Genomic DNA, 22,242 nt, shown 5'->3' on the forward strand with positions numbered 1-22,242 from the left:
TCCATAATTATATGTTATACTTGATCCTATAGAACCACCTAAGGTACTGAAATTATGAACATAGACTATATTTCTATTCCTACACTGCGTGTTTTCATCGAAGTTTATGAGACAATGAATATGTCTCAAACAGCAAAAAATCTTGCGATGACCCAACCTGGGGTGTCTCAGCACATCAAATCCCTTGAGGGACTACTGCAAATCTCCCTTTTTGATCGTATCAATAAGAAGGTCTTACCAACGGAGCAGGCCCACAGGCTCTATACGGAGTGTCGCCAAATTCTTGAGAATCTTGAGAGCGCCCTCGCAGACGTTTCGGCCAAAAAGAATGTTTTAAAAGGTACTTTACATATTGGGATGCCAATTGAATTTGGTAATAATAGACTTATTCCAATCATTGCTGAATGGCTTAAATTGCATCCTGAAGTCTCCTTGCAAATTAACTATGACCACGCCGCTAGACAAAGCCAGCTTCTTTTAAATGGTGGCCTAGACTTTGCAATCACAGATAGTTTCAACTTTCCAAAACAAATTGCGACACGAAACCTATCAAGTGAAAGACTTATTCTTTGCTGCTCAAAAGAGTATGCGAGCTCTCATGGCCTAAGCGAGAATACGAAATTTAAAAAGGCCGATGAATTAGACTTTATTGCTTACCTAGAAGGCTCACCTGTTATCACAAGCTGGTTTAAATACCACCTTAATAAGAACTTTAATAAACATCCAAAAGCGCAATTAATGGACGTTCAAGGTGTTCTGCGCCTAACTCTTGCGGGAGTAGGAATTTCTGTTCTTCCCCTACACGTTATTGAACGCTCAGATAATAAATCAAAGCTCATGCTCTTTAAGGGAACAAAAGATCACATGATTAACGAGCTAAACCTTGCCTTTTTAAATGCTAGAAAATTAGGGCCAGTGGCCTCAAGTTTGTTTGAATTCTTAACGGAGAATATTTAGGAATAAAAAAGGCCGCTAAAAAGCGGCCTTGATATAAAAAATTTTGGTTTGAATTATTGATTCATTCCTGGAGCTGTAGACTCGTCAGTAGTCGTAACGTTTGACTCTTCGTCTTTTAATCCATTTAGGTATTCTTCAACCTGAGCCTTAGTTACTTTACCCTCAGCGATAAGCTTATCTCTTAATCTTAGGTCTAAAATTTTCTCTTGTAACGCTCTTGAAAGTCTCATTGAATTTCCTTATTTAAAAAATTAACGATTGATATATTTATAATAATGTAGCTTTATATCATGTGTTATTTGCTTTGGAAACCCCTAAAAATATCAGGGACTTAAAAAGCTTATTGCCAAAACCTTGGTTCATCTGGATTTGGACGCTCCTCATCATCAACTAATCTTAGGTGACTTTTCTTTTTCTTGCTTGTCGATTTCCCACCTTGCTTAGTTGCAATACGAGAGCCTTGAGAGCGTACGTAATGACCTAGGGCCCTAAAACCTAAAACAAATACAGCACCGAAAATCATAGAAGCAATATTTGCAAAGGCCTGTGCACCACCTGGAGTGAAAAAGCCTTGGTACACATTCATCCCCGCAAGGATTAAACAGAAGTACTTGGCCTTTACCGGAATGATCATAAAGAATTGAAAAATACGATCAGGGTAAATACAGGCGTAACTCACACACATTGCTGATGATAAGAATGCCATTCCATGAAATGGATAATTTATCGTTGCACCACCCATAAAGAGTGCAAAAATAGTGTATGCAAAAGCGTTAACAAGAGCAGCAATCACAAGATACTGTAGGTACCTCTTTGCTCCCCAACGCATCTCAAGATCACTTCCAAGAAACCAAAATAGAAGCCCTGTAAAGACAACATTAAAAAGACCAGTATTCACAAAAGGATATGTAAATAACTTATAAATGAGACCGGCCTTTAGCGCTGAAACGTTGAGCCCTAAAGTATTAACTAATGAGATATTAAGAAATTGTGCAAAGACTGCGCTTATAAGAAAGGATGCGACAATGATCCCGATGAGATACTTGTTTACCTTTGTTAATGGCGGCAGATAAATATTTTGCATTCTTTCTCCTTACATTTTTTGAGCAATCTCGATGAGAACTCCACCAGTTGATTTTGGATGAATAAAGTTCACTAAACAATTATTCGCTCCAGGGCGTGGCGCTTCATAGAGAAGATTATAACCTAAGTCCCTAAGCTCTTGTGACTTTTTTGCAACATCAGGAACGCGGTAACACATATGGTGAATCCCTGGACCTTTTTTCTCAAGATACTTGGCAATTGGGCCTTGACCATCAATCGGCTCAAGTAATTCAATATGAGCATTTTCATCAATATGAGCAAAAGAAGTCGTCACTTGCTGATCTTCAACCACTTCTCGGTGGTTAAATTCTAAACCTAAGTCACGATAAATTTTTTCGGCATTATCTAGATTCTCAACTGCGATCGCAATGTGATCTAGGAAACAATCTTTATTAAACATGATTTCTCCACTTTTCTTACTTAGTAATTTTCAAGCATTATAGAAAAGTCCGAAGGCTTGAGCAACCTTACAAGTTACTATTAATAACTAAAGATCGCTCAAATTAAATGGTGGTGAATCCAGAACATCCTCACCTGAACAGTCTGCAGGAGTCGTTGGAGTAGCTGGCTCTTGAGGTGTAATTGGTGGCTTACAAAGACCGTTTACACAATCACCAAAAGTTGGAACTGAATAACATCTCTTCTCACAAGAAAGAGCATTATTCGGGTCGTTGACACGAATGAGGTAACACTGTCTAACGTATTCGATACGACAGAACTCTTTCGAGACACAACTTTGATTTGGAACCTTTGAACAAAGAACTTGTTCGAAGTCATTATTAATATGATCACGACATGTATTAGTCGTTCCATCACAACAAAGTGACGCACAATCAAAATCTGAATTACAACTATTTCCAGTAGGAAGATTTCCAGTTGAATCGAAATCATCACTACACTGCCCTACAATTGAGCGAGAAAAACAACGATTATTAAAACAACACTCTCCTGAACCACATTCACGATTTGCACTACATGACTTTAGAGAATTAAAATCATAACCATCTTTAGCACCAAGGCCTGTCTTTAGTAATTGAAGCTTAATCTCTTTTGTTTCAGCAATTTGAACTTCAAAACCATCTTCCATTGTAAACAGCTCAATTGTCCCTGTTACGTTACAACTTGAAACCGTCTCACCAGTTGATGCGTTATAATTCTTAGCTCTAATATTACAACCATCCATATAGTACGTATCACCAGCAGCATTTAGAGTTTGAACAGAACGGTTAGAAAATGGAGATTGAGAACCTAAGTATTGAATCCCAGTTGTTTGATAATTAATCTTTCCTGCACGTGGGAAGAGGTATGCCTGAGTTCCTGAAGCAATATTCGTAAAATCTGCAGCACCAGAAAGTGGTGCTTTAAAAATTGCACTTGGAGTCGTTCCCGACTGATAAACAGCTGCACCTTTAATTTCCCACTCATCTTCATTATGAATACGATATGGGCCACGGTAATCATAAGCTCCCCCACCTAAAGCAAGAGCAGTGCCTACGGCCGCAGGATGATTCACACCAAAAAGACTTTGAAACATCGCTGAGTCTTTCTTATCAGGAAGACACTTATATAAATTAGTCTCTAAAGATTCATTTGCAAGAAGATTACCTTCAATATCAATTTGCTCAAATACAGGTGTATTTGTTTTAGAAACTGTTTCAGCATTTACGATTTCATCGTACCAAAGAGTTTGATCCTTAATTTTTGCATATGAGTAAAGGCACACATCCCCTGCTTGATTACAGTAAGGATGACTAATAGAAGATGTAAAAGTTGGATCGTCTTCTAAACGTAGACCACGACAGTAAAGACCTGCATTAGTTGCATCACCTTCAACATCTTCGGCCGTATCATTATCATAATCATTGTAGTCAAATAGATCATAAAGAAGTCTGATGTCGTTAAACTTCTTATCTGCTAAATCAAATGTAATAACATTAATAGTTGAAAACTCAGTAATCCCTGAACCAGGAACTTGACCAACAACACCATCTAAAACAATTGGTGTTCTCTCTCGTCCAAAATAGAAGCGTCCTTTCACAACACGATTTTTAAGGGATGAAATATTTAAACCAGTAAGGTGGAGCTTCCCTCTAAAATCTTTAGGAATTGAAACTTTCTTTTTAAAAGATCCAGTATTTGGGTCAATGATTTGAGTAATTTCAACGGCAGTTGTATTAGGAATACTTGTGATAGTCTCATTATCTCCATCTGTTGCATTATTTCCACCAGATGATCCACCACTTCCGTTATCTCCACTTCCAACTTCTTCAGATGGATTCTCTACAATGTCACGCACAGAACGTGGCTGCTCCATACAAGAAACAAAAAGTGAAAGTGTGAATAGGTAGACTAAGACATTCTTCATCATTAATTTGGCCTTAAGTTAATAATCTTCACTCTACTTATCGAAATCAGAGAAAATTAAGTTAACCCTAAGTAAATATTAACCTCGAACTTGAAAAATCTGCCGATAAAGCGCTAAGGAGCTGAATTTACGAATAAACTCGTAAATCAGCTGCCTTAAATATGTGCAATTTGGAATTAGATAATGAAGAATCTAGGCTTTTCTAAACAAGGAAACAAGAACCCCTGTTAGCACGTCTTGAATCAGAGTTAATAACAGACAAATTATATAAATTAATTCAATCGCTATCCCCGTCCCTGGCGCGTAATTAGTAACGACTTGAGCAATCCCTGCAATGATAAATGAAATCACCAGAAACCCTAAATAAGTGCCGCCAAGAGTTGAAACTTTCTTTTTTGTGATAGCAAAATTCGATTCACCTTCTTTATCAAAAAGAATCGATGTCATGGCAACAAAACTATAGAAATAGGCTACATAAAAAAATGGGATCACAAAAAAAGCGACTCCAAGAATCATCAGTAGCGAAGTAAGAAAGCCGTAGAACATATACGTAGGAATATCCCACAGAACTTTTGAAACTCGATAAGGTAATTTTTCGAAAGCAAAGAAGAAGAAATTAAGAATAAAAACCGACTGAATAATTGTACCAAAAACATTTACCGCGGCCACCGTAATTACCGTCATGTCATCTTGAGCATTAAAATATGCTAGGCCATAGGCCTTTAATGCGAATGATAAAAAGAATAGTGGTAAATAATGAGGAAGATTCCCCTTCATTGCGCTTACTGCTTCATACATTGAATCAATAAAAGAAAGGTCCTTACTATCTTCGTTAGTGACTTCTTCATGATGCATATCCATTTGCATCCTCCCTATAAGTTAGTCTTGAGTATATTCAAACGTACGCTTTGCATGATTCTTTCTCACACCAGGAACTTTAAAAAGTTGCCCGTGAAAAGAAATATACACACCTGCTTCTACTATTCTAGCAGCATAAAGACTTTCTGTAACATTTTGAAAGGCATCACTATCAACAAAGCCCATAGGCTTCATCGCTCCAGTGAAAATGATTGGAACTTGCAAGTCTTTTGCGCCGTCAAGAGCGTCATAAACAAATTGTGCAGACTTTGCCATGGTATCAGTTCCATGCAACACGATTAGAGGAATATTTTTCTCCAACTGCGCCTTTATTGTCTTAAGCAAAACCTGACGATCATAATCAGTGAAATACAGCGAGTCTTTATTGATAATATTCATTATGTGAAGCTTCGTATAAGGAAGCCTTAGACGGTCAATGATAGTCTGGCGAATAAAAGAATCTCGATTCTTTAATGAACCATCGCTCTCGCTATAGGACTTCTCTATTGTTCCACCTGTTGAAATTAATTGAATATCTTGAACATGGTTTTCCATGTACTTCCCTCGCTATAAAAATGAATTCCTATCTTATACCTAATTTTTTCAATGATTTTAAGAATTTAAGTAATTTTTTTACTCTTAACCCTTGACGCTCATCATTTTGCTCCCATCTTTGGGTCGTAAGAACAATTATCTACTTGATTATATATGAAGGAGTATCAATGACTAATCGCACAGGACAAATCTCTGTTGCAACAAGCGACATTTTTCCAATTATTAAGAAATGGCTTTATTCAGAACACGATATCTTCATCCGCGAGCTGATTGCCAACGCAAGTGATGCCATCACAAAGCGCGCCACACTTGCACGTCAAACGGGAGATGAGCTTCCTACTGGAAGAATTTCTGTAAAAGTAAATAAAGACGCAAAAACAATCACGGTTACTGATAACGGGATTGGAATGAGCGAAGAAGAAGTTGAAAAATACATTGCTCAACTGGCTTTTTCTGGAGCTGAAGAGTTCGTAAAAAAAATGGAAGAAGTTGGCGGCGAATCAGATAATGATATTATCGGTAAATTCGGACTTGGTTTCTATTCAGCATTTATGGTTGCAAAAAAAGTTGAAGTTGACTCTCTTTCAATGACTAAAGGCTCAACAGCAACAAAATGGTCTTGCGAAGGTGATACAGAATACACTTTCTCTGATTCTGATAAAAAAGAAGTTGGTACAACGATTACACTTCACATTGCTGAAGACTCTGAAGAGTTTCTAAACAAGTGGAAACTAAATGAGACTCTATCTAACCACTGTGATTTTATGCCATATGAAATTGCATTATTAGATGAAGCAAATAAAGAAGATACTGAAACAATTGTAAATGACACAAAACCTATCTGGAAGCGTGATCCTAAGGAATTAACTGATGAGGACTACAAAGGTCTCTATCGTAAATTATTTCCAATGGACGGAGAGCCCCTATTTTGGATTCACCTAAATGTTGATCACCCATTTACATTAAACGGGATTTTATTCTTCCCAAAATACAACCCAATGAAGCCAGTTGGTGATAAGAATATTCGTCTATACTGTCGCCAAGTATTCGTTTCTGATAACGTAAAAAATATTATTCCAGAGTTCTTAGGACTTCTTAAAGGTGCTATTGACTCTCATGACATCCCACTTAACGTATCAAGATCATCTCTACAAGGTGATCCAAATATTAGAAAGATTTCAAATTATATTGTTAAGAAAGTTGCAGAGGCCCTAAAACTTCTTAATAAGAAAGATAGAGCAAAGTATGAAAGCATCTGGAATGATATTGGGCTATTCGTAAAATATGGTTGTGTATCAGATGAGAAATTTGATGATTTAATGCGTGAGCGAGTACTATTTAAAACTAATGAAGGACAATTTGTTACACTAAACGAATACCTTGAATCAGTACCTGCTGACTACGCTGAGAAAATGGCCGGAAAAATTCTCTACTTTGAAAAAGATGCGGCCAACCAATCTCTTCTAGCTCAACTTAAAGAAGCTGGAATTAAGGCCTTAGAGACAGATAATCATATCGATCCACACTTCATCCAACACTCGGAAATGAAGAAATTCAAAAAGGGTGAAGAAGAAGTTGAAATCAAATTTGTAAGTGTTGATTCTGAAATAGAAAACCTACTTGCAAGTGAAGCAACTTCTGAAAACGACATTAAAGTCAAAGAGATGTTTGCGAAATTCCTTGGTATTAAACTAGAAGAAAAAGAAGGTGAAGCACCGGCAAGTAAGGGACTTGAGATTGGCCGCATGGCAAATGCTCAAACTCCTGCATATTTTAAAGTTGATGAGTCGATGAAACGCTTTGCTCAAATGACTCAGTCAATGGGTGGCGATCACCAATTCCCTATTAAGAAAACACTTGTCGTTAATACGACAAATCCACTAGTTCAAAGTGCATTCAAGATCCACACAAGTGGTAAGAATGAAGACCTAGCAAAGAAACTTTGTCAGCATGTTGAAGACCTAGCGGGTATCTCAAGTGAAGGACTAAAACCAGAAGAGCGCGATCTATTCGTAAAGCGTTCTCAAGATCTTATTAGCGAATTATCAAATCACATAAACTAAAAGTACACGCCACCTTTTCGAGATATTAAGAAGTTAAGAGCTTAATATTTAGAAAAGGTGGCCTTTCGCTCTATATAATTTTCAAAACTTGCCCTATCCAGACTCTTTTCGTTTATAGTCGGCCAGACAAAATAATAAAAGAGGATGACGAAATGAAGAGATTACTTCTTACAACGATCACTTTTGCAACAATTGTAAATAGTGCACAAGCAATGCCAAGTCTAATGAATGAAGATATGCCATCAACATCTGTTGCGACAGCTTTCACAGTGGCACCAATCGGACTAGCAATTCAAGCAGTAGGTTCAGTAACTCATGCTACATTTTTAGCATCACTTGCGGTTTTTAATCCGTCAGAAGCAGTTCAAATGACTAAAGAATCTTTAGGAATTTATAACAGAGAAGAAATCGAGCGTGCTATTGAAAGAAATGACCTTGATATCATCGACTCTTTGAGAGAGATGGTAAGAGAGGACCTAAAAGCTGGTGGACAAATTGAAAGCCTTGATCAACTTTCAGATAGAGATGTTGATCAACTTATTAATGTAGCACTATATATACCAAACGAATCTGAAGAATAATTTGAGGAAAGCAATGAAGAAACTAACTTTATCAATTCTAATGGCATTAACAATCTCTAATCCGGCCAATGCCCTGGAAACAACAAGAGATTTTCTAGACACAAGCTCAATGGTAACAACTGGTTGGGTTTATGCAGCAGGTTTATATACTGAAATGACTGCGACATTAGGTTTTCAAACTTCTTTTGCAGCAAGTGTATCTTCTCTACAGGTTACAGCAAGAGCGATTAATAATCTTAATCGTGAAGAAGTTGAAAGAGCAATTGAAAGAGATGATCAAGATACGCTTGATTCAATTAGAGATCTAATTAGATATGAATTAGAAGAAGCTGGTGAAATCTCTTCTGGAGATGAACTAAGTAATGAAGAAGCAGACATTCTTCTTTATGTTGTTTTAACAAAATAAAATTTCAAATAAAAAAAGGCCAGTTCAAAACTGGCCTTTTTTCTATCTATCCTCTGCTTTAAGTTATCTTTTAAAATGCTGCATTCTTCTCATCAAAGCTTCTTGCAAAAGTTTCAATTGAAACAACATTTGTACTTTCATCCATACCGTCTGCATGTTTAAATGCTACGTTCTTATTATGTGCACTCATTGCATTTCCGTTTGTATGTGATCTCTTTTCATATGTACGAGAATTTTCTTCTCTTTCAAGCTCTTCTTTACAAGAGATACAACAAGTAGCGATTGGTCTAGCATGTAATCTTTTGATAGAGATCTCTTCTCCACACTCCTCACACTCTCCAAAAGTACCGCTTGCAATTTTTTCTAGAGCACGATTAACTTTGTTAAGTAGAAATTTATCTCTTCCCATAAGCTTTAGCTTTAGTTGAGCATCTCTCTCATTAGAAGTTTGGTCGATAATGTCACCGCTAGTCTCGTTAGTTAATACTTGCTCGACACTTCCTGTAGTACTGACCAGCTGATTTTTAAGATTAATGAATAAGTTTTTGAAGTGTTCTTTTTGTTCAATGTTCATAGTATCTCCATTCAATCTAAAAATAAGTAGTCCATTACGTCTTACCTAAAGTTTTCTTCCTGATAACTTTAGAGAGATTCCTTTCTCTGCTTATTATAAAGCAATGAGCGTGCCAATTTTGAAGGCCTTAATTCGGATAAATTTTATGGAATTCGTGGTGTAAAAATGAATTTTGGGGCCAGACTGACTTTTTAAGGCCAGTATTGGCACCGTCAGAACGCACCAGTCCTCAATTTTAGTTGAGTTTAAACGAGTTTATCGTCTCGAGAGATAATCAAGCGTTCATCATCGATCATCTTTGAATAGATTATCATGACTTCCTGGTGTGCTTCTAGGGCCTGAGACTTTGGAACTTTTTTCTGGATAAAGAAAAGAATATCTTCTCGGATGCCTTTAGGAAGTTTTGCAAGAATCCCCTGTCGGTCTTCTTCCCTTTCTAGCTTTAAGGCATTTCCTAAGCTTTCAACTTTTACTTCTCTTAAGAACTCGCTCATCATCTGTGGTGTGATAAATTGCAGATCTTTTAAACGATACATACTCGCACGTAATTTATCTGCTAATTCAAAGTCCATCTTTGTGATATTAGAAATAAGAGTTTCCTTCTCTTCTTTATTCATTAAAGAGATGGCCTCAAGAATTGCTTCAAAGCCCGACTCTTTAGAACCTTTCGACATATGGATTATCCTTCATTAAATGATTCTTTACATAGTCGGCTACACCATCATCTACGATACGAAATTCGAAGTTTGGAAGTATTCTTCTAAATTTATCCATATCTGCTTGAGTGTAGTATTGATATTGATTACGAAGATGCATAGGCATATCGATAAATTCAACGTTTGGCTCACGTCCCATTGCAATGAACGTTTGATTCACGAGATTAAGAAAGCTATCGGCTCGACCTGTTCCAATATTATAAATACCAGAGTGCTTCGCCATCTCCTTCTCAGATAGCTCAATCATGGCATTAACAACATCTTTAACATAAACAAAGTCACGAAGCTGCTTACCATCCTCATACCCTTCTTTGTGCGACTTAAAGAGCTTAACCTTTCCAACTTCATTTATCTGTTCGTATGCTTTATGGACAAGAGAGCGCATCTCTTCCTTATGATACTCATTAGGGCCATAGACATTAAAAAATTTAAGGCCAAACCAATGTTTTGGACGATCAGTTTGATTTAGAACCCACTCATCAAATAATTGCTTAGAGTAACCATAAGGATTTAGAGGGCGAAGCTTTCCAAGCTCCTCCTCTTTGTCTTCATAGCCAAGCTCACCGTCACCATAAGTGGCCGCAGAAGATGCATAGATATATGGAATATTTAAATCACATGCCAGGTCAAAATAGAACTTTGAATGACCAACATTATTAGTCATCAGATAATCCATATCCATCTCAGTTGTGGATGAGCAAGCACCCATGTGATAGATACAAGAAATCTGCTTATGAACTTCTTCTAATTGAATGTCGATAAACTCATCAGCATGAAAATATTCAGCATATTTAACGCCTTTTAAATTCTTCCACTTCTGATCATGATCAAAGCGGTCGACAATAATGATATCATCACGTCCGAGTTCGTTAAGCTTTGCAACAAGAACACTTCCAATAAATCCAGCGCCACCTGTAACTAAGATCACGCCTCACCTTCTTTGCTCTCTAAACGCATTAGACTCGTTAGTGAAATTCCGCACATTGTAAGAAGAGCTAGAAGTTTATAACTATCAAGTCGTACATAGAGATTATGATAACCTCTAAGCTTCTCTTCAAACACCTGATACTCTTCATCAGTGTGAGTGTAATTTGATTTTGCAATCTGAGAGTCGCGAATACCTGGTGATAGTTTAGTTGTATAAACGATGGCCAAGACAAGTGTTGTTAGGGCAATAAACTTCATCACCATTGAAGCCTTCCCTTTTTTCTTATAAAGAAAAGCTGCGATGATCAAAAGAATAGCAAAAATCATTTCAATAATATTGAACGATGTGAAGATAATTCCACCAAGAGTTCCTGCTTCTTTTAGAGAGCTAACATTTCTAAAAATACTTGGAGCTGCAATGAAGTCGATAAAGACGGTTGCAAAAAACCATGAAAGGCAGACGCCAAAAATTAAACTTAATAATACGTGTTTCTTTAGTAGTGATTTCATAAAGAAATCATACCGTCTATTTCATGTGATGACGAGAAAGATATGGGTGAACAATTAACGCAACAGCTAAAATACCCAGTTCAAAAAGTACGACTAACGGCAGCCAAAGTCCCATCATTGTAATGACATCAGGAGGAGTTAACATAGCAGAAACGACAGCGAAGCCAACATAAACATAACGTCTCATATTAGCTAGGGACTGCTTTGTTACTAGGCCCATAAAGCCTAAAATAAGAAGTACATTTGGTAGTTGAAAAATAAGGCCAAGGAAAACAAGAACCTTACTTGAAAGAACGAGGTAATCTTTTAGACCGATTGTTGCTTCAACATTTTGTACACCAAAGCCCATGAGGGTTTGAAATGTTAGTGGAAAAACGATGAAGTAGCCAAAGCTTACGCCTATAGCAAACAGGAAGAGCCCAATAATAAGAAATGGCCTAACGGCCTTTTTTTCATGATCATAGAGACCTGGAGAGATAAATTTCCAAACCTGATAAAACCAAAGAGGACAAGAAAGAATAACACTTGAGTAAAATGCTACTTGAAATTGAGAAAGAACCTTATCAAGTAGTCCAAGATAGACAACCTTTCCCCCTCCAAAATCACCAAGAGCATCTCGCAGAGGCTTCAAAAGAACTTCCTGGATGAGGTCACCATAGGCGTAGCAGGCCACGAAAGATATCAAAATTATGATTAATATCTTTATAAGTGCAGAGCGTAACTCTTCTAAATGGTCAATTAAACCCATCTCTTTCAAAACTTACCCTAGTTTTCCATCCATACTTAAAGTAAAATAAATTAATACTAATAATTTAACACAGTTAGAACGAATGAAATACCCATTATTAATTTTTATTGTTAATTTTATGATAGCTCTTCCAACACAGGCAAAGACGATCTTGCTCTGTCTTGGACAAGAAGAAAGTTACTATGCCAAAAGGTTTGAGACAGGGCCCCGCTATCACTTAAATCAAATTATGATTAATGAGATTTCATCAGTTGGTAATCCGCAATTTTCTAAAGGTTACTACAATAAGTTTTGTTCTGATCCGAGTAAATCACCGACGCTTAAATTACTTAAGGCCATGACAACTGGCCAAAGAAATATTTTCGACTTCAAAGAAGAAGACGGTGGAATTGGTGTTAAGTATTCGATGTCGACTTATAATGAGTTTCGTCTAAAGTCGATTAAGATCCTAATGGATTATCTCGCAAAGATTCAAATCCAAGCAAGTAGTGCCGATTGCCTTGAGTCTAATATTCCTGGCCTAAAAGAGTTCTATGCTCGCTATCGCTATCTTGAAGGAGAAGTAAGCTTAGAGACTTTAAAAGGATCTAAAGAATCTCTTTTAAAGATTTATGATGCTTTAGAGAATGTCGATGCTATCTTAAAGAAATGCCAAAAAACTAAGCAAACTCAAACTAAATAAAGAATACACTAAGCTGAGAATCTAGCGAAGAGACTTTACTAATGAAATCTTGCGCCTCAGGAGTTTGTTCATCACCAATGACATAGAGGTGGTGACCAATTAGGCCTTCGACAGATATCTTTCCGAGTTTTTCAACCATTGGATAAATATCCTCTAAAAGAAATTGATATGGTCTTTTTCCAGCAATCTTATCTTTTTTGAAACCATTAAAGGTAACTGCAGGAATAACCTTTTCCTCACGATTTGATTTAAACATCGGAACAATATCGGCCAGGCACGAACCACAGCCACCAGCGGCCTTTGACAGGTTTGTAATCGTAAGAGGATCACTTGCTCCCCTTTCAATTAAAGCTGCGACTTCTTGGCGACTAACACCAAAACAGCGACAAAGTGTATTTGTCGTATCAATGGCCATAAGTTGATTAGGAGAGAAATAATTTAAAACTTCTTTGAAGAAGCTAAATAGCTCAAGAGAATGACTCGAATTTTCACTTAGAGCTTTTTCGATTTCAAGTATTAGTTGTGACTTTGTATTCTTCGTCTTTTCAAGAATCGTCATGATGACATCTTTTAGTGCACTATCATCACTTTCAACAAAGTACTCTCTTACTTCATTGAGCTTAGAAAACCTAAGCTCAACTCGACAAGGATCATTAATTTTTAAATCTGGTGCAATTAGGCTTGTATTCACAATTAAGGATGAACCTCGTAACTTCTAAGAGTAAGAATCTCAAAGCCACCTTCAGTAACTAAGATTGTGTGTTCAAATTGGGCAGACCATTTCTTATCTCTAGTCAGAACTGTCCAACCATCTTTAAGAACTTTACAATCCTTTGTTCCAAGGTTGATCATTGGCTCAATTGTAAAAGTCATACCAGGCTTCATTTCTGCGCCCTTACCTCTTTTTCCAACGTGAACAACTTGTGGATCTTCATGGAATTCTCGTCCAATACCGTGTCCACAATAATCTTCAACAATACCGTATCCATGATCGTGTGCGATCTCCATAATTGAAGCACCGATATCACCAATATGGCCACCTGGACGAACTTGCTTAATTCCTTCCATCATACATTGGTAAGTTACATCAACAAGTTTCTTCACTTCATCAGAAACATTACCAACTAAGAAAGTCTTATTAGTATCACCGTGGAATTTATTTAAGTATGTTGTCACGTCGATATTTAATATATCACCGTCTTTTAAAACATCTTTTGTACTTGGAATTCCGTGGCAAACGACTTCATTAAGTGAAGTACATACCGACTTTGGAAAACCGTGATAATTTAATGGCGAAGGATACGCACCATTTTTAATAATATACTCGTGACAAAGATTATTAAGCTCTTCAGTGCTTACACCTGGCTTTACGAATGGTTCAATATACTCAAGAGTAGAAGCCGCTAATTTCGACGTTGCTCTCATTAATTCAATTTCGCGTTTCGACTTGATCGATATCATGGTTTTTCCTTTCGCTTATTCTAAGTACTTAAATATACATTCCTTTTAACATAGTTTGACCCACTAAAGAATAGACAAAGTTAAAAATTTTACAATTTACAACACGCTAAGTACCTAAAATGGCATAATGACGCGAAAGAATTCAGAAATTAGGACTAATAAATGAAACAAATTATCGCCATTTTCCTCTTAACTGTGAACGTATTCTACGCTCATGCCCAGAGCAAAGAAGACAATAGGTTGTTCCATTCTACAATGACTCAAATCAATGAGATTCAAGAAAGAATAAACGATACTGACTATGACCCACAAAAGCTTGGGTACAATATTCGTGAGCTAGAAAAATTAATTAATGCAAGTAGTGATCTCGTAAATGTGACTATCGATTATAGCAAACTCATTTATCGACAATCAATTGATCATAAGCCAATAAAAGGTTCTGATTTATCAATCATTGGTAATCTAATGAATACAGTCGCACTCATTATGGAGAAATCGAGTCTTTATACTGTAAAAGACCTTTCTAATAAGCGCTCGTATTCTGAACTTGAGTATGCACAAATCAAGGTGACAAACCTACTTGCAAAACTAAACTACGTGAACCTCTACTTAGTAACTCACAATATTTTTTATGAAATCAAAACAATCAAAAAAGTTACGAAAGAGATTATTAAGATTCTCGACAATGAAAAACAAGTTGAGATTCTTAAGCAATTTACAAAAATTGCAAAGAGTGAGAAATTCCATGAGGAGTTACAAGAAGACCTTAGAAACTTTCTTGATTATCACTACTACTATCTAAAACTTTTAAATCCTGACCTAACAAGAGGTGTTGTTCTTGTAGAGAAGTTTGAGATCGAAAAACATTTACTTGGAAAGAGACTCCCTGCAATTGAATTTAGCAGTATTGGCGATTGGTTTATTGAAATCTTTAATCGTACGACAAACTTTATCTCAGGGCTATTTGGTAACCTTGTTGGAAAACTGCGTTTTCGCCATGGTCATATGTATGCTAACGAACGAGCACTTGATTACCTAGAGACGGTACTAAAGCCGCTAGATATTATTGCAGAAAAAACACCTTTTGCTGCAACAGACTTTTTTATCCCAGGACACTTTGGTCATATTGCCATTTATCTTGGTACAGAACAAAAGCTTAAACTAGCAGGACTATGGAATACACCATTTATTAAAAAGTATCATAATGATATTCGCAAAGGAAAAACAATTGTTGAGTCGATTCGACCAGGAAGTCGCCTTGTTTCCCTTGAAGACTTTTTAGAAATTGATGAAATCACAATTATTCGTGAAAAAGGAATTCTAGAAAATAAGTGGGCAAGAGAGATGGTGTCAAAGGTTGCACTAGAGCAACTTAATAAGAAGTATGATTTTAATTTCGATGTCACAACTCTTGATAAGGTCGTATGCTCAGAGGTTCCATACCATGCTTATGGACACAAGAGATGGCCAACAAGTTATATCTTAGGAAGAAATACTATTTCTCCAGATGAAATTATCGAAAATGCTTATCGTAAAGGATCGGGTATTGAATTTGTTGCCTCAATTAAGGCCAATAAGAAACATCAGCTATTTAGCATTACTAAAAAAGAAATGGGAGATAATCTTGGTTTTATCTACGATGAATCAAGAGATATGTTCAGAAAGAAGATAAAGTCATGTCAGTTAATTAAAGTTGTTGATCATGATCAGCGCTCAACGATAAATGGCCGTTATCGCACTTATAAGAAGTGTAAAACGATCAAGAAAGACTTAATTTACAGCGGATTCTAGCAAAGCAAAGAAAAAGTTGATAGATTAAGGGTATGAACTATTACTTTTATCGACCAGAAATTTCGAGCTATCAAGGTGAGGCCTTTCGCGTTAAAGAAAGGCAGTCACTAGGCCAACTTGGTATCAAGTGCGTGGACACACCTATTGAGATCCCAGAGGGCGAAAGCGTCATTGTTATCTCAACGAGCTATACGAATAATGAGAGTATTGTTAAATCACTAGAGCACGCCAATATTGTCCTCTGGATTCATCCAAACTCGGGCTATGATAACTTCTCACTTGAGTTTGTGAAAAGTGCAAAATTCCCAATTGTTTTAGGAAATGAGATTAGAGCAAATGCAGTAGCGCAATTCTACCTTCAAGCATTACTCAATCATCAAGGACAAATTCCTTACAGACGCCAATGGGATGAAGCACGAAGCTATAATCGAGAGCTCTTGCACACAAAGAAAACTCTAATCATCGGACGTGGACCAATTGGTGCAAGACTTGGCAATGCTCTTGAAACATTGAATGTAAAAGTTAGCTATTACGATCCATACCAAAATAAGCAGCAAAATAACAAATACCTAAAAGAAGAACTGACAAAGTCAGATATCATCATCATGGCATGTTCATTGAATAAGACTTCTTACCATATTCTTAATGAAGAGATGTTTGCTTTATTAAAAAAAGACACTCTCATTATGAATGCGGCCAGAGGAAAATTAATTGAGCAACAGGCCTTAATAAACTTTCTAAGTAATAATAAAGATGCTCATGCAATTATCGACGTCTTTGAGAAAGAGCCAATAGACTTTAATCAATTTAAGCAACTTTCTAATATAACTCTAAGTTCCCATATTGCAGGAGTGTACAAGGGAATTAACGATGCTATTATAAAGTTTGAAAAGCGTGTGATTCGTGATTACCTACACGATCAAGACCTTGACCTTTACAAGACAGCACTACTAAGCTCTCGTGTTAAAGGCGATTTTTTAATTTAAATTTAAGGGAATATATATGAGTGACAAGAATGAAACATTATTAAATGACTACCTTTGCCCTCCAGGCTTTGGTGTATTCACAGTTAACACAGCAAAAGAGAGAAAAGATAAGCTAACTCAAGTGCTTTATAAAACGACTGAAGATGCCGCAATCAGATCGGCATGGAGTAATGAACTTAACAAACTTTCTAACGTAAAAGGTTGTGCAATTCTTGGTGTCGCATCCGACTGTGGAGGAGGGATCCAAAGAGGTGCAAACTGGGGACCTTTATTCTTAAGAAACACATTAATCGAAGACCATTTAGATACTTATAAGCAATGTTTTGACCTAGGTGATATCAGAGTTATTCCTCACCTTCTGCATGACAAGTACTTAAATGATGAAACAATAAAGAGTGCACAAAATGCATTGTACGGTGGAAAGAACTTAAGTGTCTCTCCACTAAGTATTGCCAAAGCAAGTGTTGATGAAGTCTTTAAACATAATAAGGATTTAAAAATCTTCAGTATCGGTGGAGATCACTCAGTAAGTTTTCCACTAGTAAAATCATGGATCAACAATAGAAGATCACTTGGAAAGAAAGTAGGCCTTATTCACTTTGATGCGCATACTGACCTGTTAAGAGAAAGACTTGGTATTGATTATTGTTTTGGTTCTTGGCTAACTCATGTTCTGGATGATCTTGAAACACCAAAGCATTGCTATCAATTTGGCATTCGTTCAACTGGAAAATCAAAAGAACACTGGGAAAGTGAATTTGGACTCAATCAGTATTGGGCAAAAGACGTTAAGGAAATAGGAGCAAAAGAATTAGCACTTAAAACAGTAGCAGAACTTAAGGCCCAAGGAATTGAAGAAATTTATATTAGCTTTGATATTGATGCCCTCGATGAAAGTGTTGCCAGCGCAACAGGCACACCTGAACCAGAGGGACTGATGCCACACGAATGTGCTATAATGATAAAAGAGTTTACTAATGCCTTTAACATAACTGGTGCAGACATGGTTGAGATTGCTCCACTTGTAGGCTTAAGCGAAGAAGGCTCTCGAACAACACTTGAAGTAGGGGCCGCAATGAGTGCTCTTATGATGGAGGCCATGATTAGTGCCAATAATTGAATTCCCACCAGTCGAAGTCGCAGATGAGCAAGGCCTACTAGCTATTGGTGGAGATCTCCACCATGACTCCCTTTTATTGGCGTATCAAAATGGAATCTTTCCATGGCCAATATCTCAAGAGTATCCCCTAGCTTGGTTTTCACCTCCACAAAGAGGAGTTATTCGCCTTGAAGACATTCAAATAAATCGTTCTCTTATTAAGTTTATAAAAAAGTGTGACTGGACTATTACCTTTAACAAAGACTTTCTATCTGTGATCAGAAACTGTCAGCAGATTCACTCAGACTCCATTGAAGGAACTTGGATTACTGATGAAATCGTCGAAGGCTACTTTAATCTTTTTCATCAAAACCTTGCTTATAGTGTCGAGGTATGGAATCAAGAAAAAGACCTAATTGGAGGACTCTACGGCGTAAGCATGGGACACTTCTTAAGTGGTGAATCAATGTTCTACAAGGAATCAAATGCTTCAAAGATCGCATTATTAGCAATTCTTTATATCGTCAAACAATACACTATTCCATTCTTAGATACGCAAATGGTGACTCCAATTACAAAGTCCTTTGGTGCAATCGAACAAGACCGAAGTCTATTTATCAATCAAATAGCTCCGCTATTTGCACAAACACCACTTGTCTTTTCAGAAAATGAAATTTTAGTACGTGATCTACTGAAGTCTTTTTAACTTTATATACAGAGCAACTCTTTTGATAAAAATTGCAAGGCGCCATCTATTTCTATAAATATTTTTTGAAAGAATCATTTTATAATTTCCTCTTCACTAATTCCTAAAGCATTCCACTCACAAGCAATTTGTGAAAGTGCAAATTTCTTTAATCTTTTAGAGAAGTATTTTAAGTTTGCCATTGTTGGTGACATTAAGTGAAATCGATCTAACATACCATCTTCTTTAATATACGATAGGATTGAAACTTCACCAGATGAAACCTGAGTTGTAGCAAGAAAAATTCCAGATTTAGTTATATTTGTATCAGTATCTCTTTCATTTCTAATAATAGGATACTCTTCACAAATTTTTATAATATTTGAATATGTATTTTTTAGTTCTTTTAATCGAATTAAAAGTAATTCGTAAGTTGTTCCCTTTAGGGCCAAGAATTCCGCTTTTGCCAGATCATTGTACTCATAGAAAGGCTCATACTTTTTGATATTGTATTGATAACCATAACTTTGTAGTGGCATAGACTTAAGAGAGAAGCCTAAAGCAGCAAGATTAGAATTAAAATAATTATCTAAATTGAGAAAGAATTTATTCCCCTCAACTGTCGCTAAAATATCAGTAACGACATCTTGATAGTCATGAATACGATCTCTAACATCATAAACCCATTTGCGATCTTCAGTATTAATAAGTTTTACAAGATCATCTTTCGTTTTAATATCAGTTATATTAATTAAGCCTGAAAGAGTTTCAACTTGATGATTTAGGATCTGATAAACTTCATTGAAAGAAGATCGATTAAATACTCTTTCTAAACATTTTAAGTTTTCAAGTGCACAAAAAATTTCATAAATAAACATGCGATGAATTTTCACAGCACTACTATTAACTTTGCTTGTAATGTACTCGCTGAGTTCGAGAGCAAGAAGAGATGTAATATTCTTTAGAGGAAGATCAGATTCTAATAAAAGCGAAATAGCCTCATCAACTCCCTTACCTTCGATATTCTTTTCTATTGATTTTGATTTATTAAAATCAAAGTCAAACGCAACATCATCGATATGATCTTCATCTATATTAAAACGAATTTTAGAATCTGAAATTGACGAGTCAAATTTTCGAATAGGAACTTCAATTTCTTCCCCTGTAACACTTAAAGGCGCAAAGTAATCAGAGCAAAGTTCGACCTGAGATTCATCTAGAAGATGATTATCCTTCTCTAAATAGTACTTTGCTTTAGGAGAGACAATCTCATATTGTATGCGATCTGTTTTGCGATAAAAATGTACACCATAGTTACGACTAACTTCTGCTTCAAACCAAGTCATTGACTCAAATAAGTGTCCAAAAGATTGTGCGGTTTGCCCATAACTTAAAGCTAGTGCATAAAAAATTCGTTTATGATCATTTAGATTTTGAAATTGATAAATTAATAAGAAACGAGAATTTAAAAGATTATATTTATCCTTTAAGTCGTTAGCATTTAGAAGATCAATACAAGATAGGCCAGTAAAGACAATATGCTGATCATCAAAGTGTGCCAGCATTAACATTGAAAGCTCGGCCTTTGACTTAACTTGAACTATATCTGTTACTTCAAAAATATTCATCTATTTAGTTTTCCAATTACTCTAAAGTGAATCTTACATCATAAGGAAAAATCGGCGCTGAATTCTCTTCTTTAGGAGCACAGCTTTGTTTCTTTCCATTTGACCACACCCAATTATATATCTTTTGATTGAATGTGTCTGCCCCACTATCATATTCAATATAACGATAATATGGTGCTCCCGAATTGGATGCACTAGATAATAATGTTATCGCTGCAGGAAATGAAGCAGCAATTTCATTATCTCGACAACCTCCAATTAATTTTCTTTGATCCACAACGAATTTACCTTTACTATTTCTCACGTTGCGAACCCATGTCTTTAAGCGACAATCAAAATAGTAACCTGTATGAACAGCATTTTCAAAAGCAGTTAAGAACTCAAGTTTCCAATGTTTATCTTTCTCTTTTTGTATATTGAAAGGTCGAACATATTTACGACATAGACTGAATCGATCAAGGTGATTACGATAAAAGTCGATAAAGCGTTTCGAGAGCCCTTCTTCTTTTTGAAAAATATCAAGAGCATCATCATAAACTTTTCGGCAAGATGTTTTTAGTGTTTGAAGTTCATCATTAGAAAATAGATGACCAGAGTTTATAACATACTTCAGGGCGCGATTTGGAAGAATTGGAGACTCAAGACGATAAGCACCCTTTAATTTTCGGCCGACATCATTTCTTCCCATTGAGTTTTCAATAAATGCTTTGGCATATCCCCAATCCACATATTTTTTTAGAGTATTTAGGCCCTGTACTTCTTGAAGAGACTCATCAAGCATACTTTTTGCAACAAGAATCACTTCAGACTCCCAGTCATCATTTAGGTCGCATAGTCCTGTTAAACAAGACTTCAAGATATACCCTCCGATTATTTGTACCTGAACAGTTTCTTCTCGTGGAAAACTTCCATCAACAAGGTATTTTAGATCACCAAAAACAGCTACACGTTGAGGTTTTCCATTACGCCCAAGAAGTCTTGGAATCACGGCCCAAGAAAAATTTGGAGTATGAACTTTAGAAGTATAATCATTCCAGATGTCTTTTTCTTTACATAATTTTCTTTCTTTAAAAATTCGTCCACTAACTAAATCGAGCTCAAAGTTAACTTCACTATCACGGGGCGTCGTAATAAAAACGTCTACAAGTTTAGTACGCATATCCATACGAGGTGCAAAGTCGAAGAATAAGTGAGGAACAACTCTACCTTCATAAGTTAGATAATTAAAATTCCCCTCTCCTGCAAACCAAGTAGGCTTAACTTGCGATGTGGGAAGGACAATTTTTTTTGTTGCACAACCTACAATAAAAATTGCAAGTAAAAGAAAAATGAATTTAGTAGTTTTTTTGAATTGACAAATATACACGTTATAGTCCAAAATCGTTAAACACAAATAGCGGTTCGGTGTTGGAATTGGTAGACAATCTGGATTTAAAATCCAGTGGGGGCAACCCCGTGCGGGTTCAAGTCCCGCCCGAACCACCATTTCCTTTTCTTAATTATCAACGGATACATTTATTTTTGGTTCTACTCCCTTAATGGTGGA

General features: G+C 36.3%; 24 protein-coding genes and 1 tRNA gene. 10 read left to right on the plus strand and 15 right to left on the minus strand.

Translation table 11 applies throughout. The features are described 5' to 3' along the window. Nucleotides 1-54: 54 nt before the first annotated feature. Nucleotides 55-957: a LysR family transcriptional regulator gene (locus tag C0Z22_RS06515; RefSeq protein ID WP_103217533.1), complete on the plus strand. Its 903-nt coding sequence runs from the start codon at nucleotides 55-57 to the stop codon at nucleotides 955-957. A gap of 53 nt (nucleotides 958-1,010) precedes the next feature. Here C0Z22_RS06515 and C0Z22_RS16010 read toward each other — a convergent pair whose 3' ends face one another. From C0Z22_RS16010 to C0Z22_RS06540, 6 genes are all read right to left on the minus strand, one after another. Further along, the gene (locus C0Z22_RS16010) at nucleotides 1,011-1,187 is read right to left on the minus strand and encodes a hypothetical protein (RefSeq protein ID WP_158246841.1); all 177 of its coding nucleotides are present in this window, start codon (nucleotides 1,185-1,187) and stop codon (nucleotides 1,011-1,013) included. A 110-nt stretch (nucleotides 1,188-1,297) separates the two neighbouring features. Continuing rightward, entirely contained in the window at nucleotides 1,298-2,041 is a 744-nt protein-coding gene (locus tag C0Z22_RS06520) for a rhomboid family intramembrane serine protease (RefSeq protein WP_103217534.1), read from the minus strand. A 9-nt stretch (nucleotides 2,042-2,050) separates the two neighbouring features. Next, nucleotides 2,051-2,461: a methylmalonyl-CoA epimerase gene (gene mce / locus C0Z22_RS06525; RefSeq protein ID WP_103217535.1), complete on the minus strand. Its 411-nt coding sequence runs from the start codon at nucleotides 2,459-2,461 to the stop codon at nucleotides 2,051-2,053. A gap of 87 nt (nucleotides 2,462-2,548) precedes the next feature. Beyond that, nucleotides 2,549-4,429, minus strand: coding sequence for a hypothetical protein (locus tag C0Z22_RS06530; protein ID WP_103217536.1), 1,881 nt, complete (start codon nucleotides 4,427-4,429; stop codon nucleotides 2,549-2,551). 189 nt (nucleotides 4,430-4,618) lie between these two features. Further along, nucleotides 4,619-5,287, minus strand: a complete 669-nt coding sequence (locus C0Z22_RS06535) for a hypothetical protein (protein ID WP_103217537.1) — start codon at nucleotides 5,285-5,287, stop codon at nucleotides 4,619-4,621. 18 nt (nucleotides 5,288-5,305) lie between these two features. Next, nucleotides 5,306-5,839, minus strand: a complete 534-nt coding sequence (locus tag C0Z22_RS06540) for an asparaginase domain-containing protein (RefSeq protein ID WP_103217538.1) — start codon at nucleotides 5,837-5,839, stop codon at nucleotides 5,306-5,308. A 167-nt stretch (nucleotides 5,840-6,006) separates the two neighbouring features. Between C0Z22_RS06540 and htpG the strand changes: the two genes are divergently transcribed. From htpG to C0Z22_RS06555, 3 genes are all read left to right on the plus strand, one after another. Beyond that, on the plus strand, nucleotides 6,007-7,902 hold the full coding sequence (gene htpG, locus C0Z22_RS06545) for a molecular chaperone HtpG (protein ID WP_103217539.1): 1,896 nt from the start codon (nucleotides 6,007-6,009) through the stop codon (nucleotides 7,900-7,902). Between the two features lie 152 nt (nucleotides 7,903-8,054). Continuing rightward, a complete protein-coding gene (locus C0Z22_RS06550; protein WP_103217540.1) occupies nucleotides 8,055-8,483 on the plus strand; it encodes a hypothetical protein in 429 nt (142 codons plus the stop codon). A gap of 13 nt (nucleotides 8,484-8,496) precedes the next feature. Beyond that, nucleotides 8,497-8,889 (plus strand): hypothetical protein, encoded by a 393-nt coding sequence (locus C0Z22_RS06555; RefSeq protein WP_103217541.1) that lies wholly within the window; start codon nucleotides 8,497-8,499, stop codon nucleotides 8,887-8,889. A gap of 70 nt (nucleotides 8,890-8,959) precedes the next feature. Here the strand turns inward: C0Z22_RS06555 and C0Z22_RS06560 are convergent, their stop codons facing one another. The 5 genes from C0Z22_RS06560 to tatC all read right to left on the minus strand — a co-directional run bounded on the left by C0Z22_RS06560 (nucleotide 8,960) and on the right by tatC (nucleotide 12,364). Beyond that, complete coding sequence (locus C0Z22_RS06560) at nucleotides 8,960-9,463, minus strand: TraR/DksA family transcriptional regulator (protein WP_103217542.1); 504 nt, start codon at nucleotides 9,461-9,463, stop codon at nucleotides 8,960-8,962. A gap of 245 nt (nucleotides 9,464-9,708) precedes the next feature. Continuing rightward, nucleotides 9,709-10,137, minus strand: coding sequence for a FliG C-terminal domain-containing protein (locus C0Z22_RS06565; protein ID WP_103217543.1), 429 nt, complete (start codon nucleotides 10,135-10,137; stop codon nucleotides 9,709-9,711). Beyond that, a complete protein-coding gene (rfaD, locus tag C0Z22_RS06570; RefSeq protein WP_103217544.1) occupies nucleotides 10,121-11,107 on the minus strand; it encodes an ADP-glyceromanno-heptose 6-epimerase in 987 nt (328 codons plus the stop codon). The genes C0Z22_RS06565 and rfaD overlap by 17 nt, the downstream gene beginning before the upstream one ends. Then, nucleotides 11,104-11,616 carry a DUF4149 domain-containing protein gene (locus C0Z22_RS06575; protein ID WP_103217545.1) on the minus strand — a complete coding sequence of 171 codons (513 nt, stop codon included), beginning with the start codon at nucleotides 11,614-11,616 and terminating at the stop codon, nucleotides 11,104-11,106. The genes rfaD and C0Z22_RS06575 overlap by 4 nt, the downstream gene beginning before the upstream one ends. Nucleotides 11,617-11,632: 16 nt before the next feature. After that, complete coding sequence (gene tatC / locus C0Z22_RS06580) at nucleotides 11,633-12,364, minus strand: twin-arginine translocase subunit TatC (RefSeq protein ID WP_233189707.1); 732 nt, start codon at nucleotides 12,362-12,364, stop codon at nucleotides 11,633-11,635. 118 nt (nucleotides 12,365-12,482) lie between these two features. Between tatC and C0Z22_RS06585 the strand changes: the two genes are divergently transcribed. After that, nucleotides 12,483-13,046 carry a hypothetical protein gene (locus C0Z22_RS06585; protein WP_233189703.1) on the plus strand — a complete coding sequence of 188 codons (564 nt, stop codon included), beginning with the start codon at nucleotides 12,483-12,485 and terminating at the stop codon, nucleotides 13,044-13,046. Here C0Z22_RS06585 and C0Z22_RS06590 read toward each other — a convergent pair. Together C0Z22_RS06590 and map are read right to left on the minus strand one after the other, a co-directional pair. After that, nucleotides 13,039-13,737: a (2Fe-2S)-binding protein gene (locus tag C0Z22_RS06590; protein WP_103217548.1), complete on the minus strand. Its 699-nt coding sequence runs from the start codon at nucleotides 13,735-13,737 to the stop codon at nucleotides 13,039-13,041. The genes C0Z22_RS06585 and C0Z22_RS06590 overlap by 8 nt on opposite strands. Nucleotides 13,738-13,739: 2 nt before the next feature. Then, on the minus strand, nucleotides 13,740-14,507 hold the full coding sequence (gene map / locus C0Z22_RS06595; protein ID WP_103217549.1) for a type I methionyl aminopeptidase: 768 nt from the start codon (nucleotides 14,505-14,507) through the stop codon (nucleotides 13,740-13,742). 162 nt (nucleotides 14,508-14,669) lie between these two features. Between map and C0Z22_RS06600 the strand changes: the two genes are divergently transcribed. Genes C0Z22_RS06600 through C0Z22_RS06615 form a run of 4 tightly spaced genes read left to right on the plus strand, consistent with a single transcriptional unit; the run spans nucleotide 14,670 to nucleotide 19,089 of the window. Next, nucleotides 14,670-16,298, plus strand: a complete 1,629-nt coding sequence (locus tag C0Z22_RS06600; protein ID WP_103217550.1) for a YiiX/YebB-like N1pC/P60 family cysteine hydrolase — start codon at nucleotides 14,670-14,672, stop codon at nucleotides 16,296-16,298. Between the two features lie 32 nt (nucleotides 16,299-16,330). Further along, nucleotides 16,331-17,284: a D-isomer specific 2-hydroxyacid dehydrogenase family protein gene (locus tag C0Z22_RS06605; RefSeq protein ID WP_103217551.1), complete on the plus strand. Its 954-nt coding sequence runs from the start codon at nucleotides 16,331-16,333 to the stop codon at nucleotides 17,282-17,284. A gap of 16 nt (nucleotides 17,285-17,300) precedes the next feature. Then, nucleotides 17,301-18,404: an arginase family protein gene (locus C0Z22_RS06610; RefSeq protein ID WP_103217552.1), complete on the plus strand. Its 1,104-nt coding sequence runs from the start codon at nucleotides 17,301-17,303 to the stop codon at nucleotides 18,402-18,404. Further along, on the plus strand, nucleotides 18,391-19,089 hold the full coding sequence (locus C0Z22_RS06615; protein WP_103217553.1) for a leucyl/phenylalanyl-tRNA--protein transferase: 699 nt from the start codon (nucleotides 18,391-18,393) through the stop codon (nucleotides 19,087-19,089). Before C0Z22_RS06610 ends, C0Z22_RS06615 begins: the two co-directional genes overlap by 14 nt. 74 nt (nucleotides 19,090-19,163) lie before the next feature. Here C0Z22_RS06615 and C0Z22_RS06620 read toward each other — a convergent pair whose 3' ends face one another. Then, on the minus strand, nucleotides 19,164-20,696 hold the full coding sequence (locus C0Z22_RS06620; RefSeq protein ID WP_103217554.1) for an NADH-quinone oxidoreductase subunit C: 1,533 nt from the start codon (nucleotides 20,694-20,696) through the stop codon (nucleotides 19,164-19,166). A gap of 16 nt (nucleotides 20,697-20,712) precedes the next feature. Continuing rightward, a complete protein-coding gene (locus C0Z22_RS06625; RefSeq protein WP_103217555.1) occupies nucleotides 20,713-22,062 on the minus strand; it encodes a hypothetical protein in 1,350 nt (449 codons plus the stop codon). 32 nt (nucleotides 22,063-22,094) lie between these two features. On the opposite strand from C0Z22_RS06625, the gene C0Z22_RS06630 reads away from it, so the two are divergent. After that, nucleotides 22,095-22,181: transfer RNA gene (locus C0Z22_RS06630), tRNA-Leu, on the plus strand. Nucleotides 22,182-22,242 lie beyond the last annotated feature (61 nt).

Origin of the sequence: Halobacteriovorax sp. DA5, assembly GCF_002903145.1 — a bacterium.
In the GTDB taxonomy this organism is placed as follows: Bacteria; Bdellovibrionota; Bacteriovoracia; order Bacteriovoracales; family Bacteriovoracaceae; genus Halobacteriovorax_A.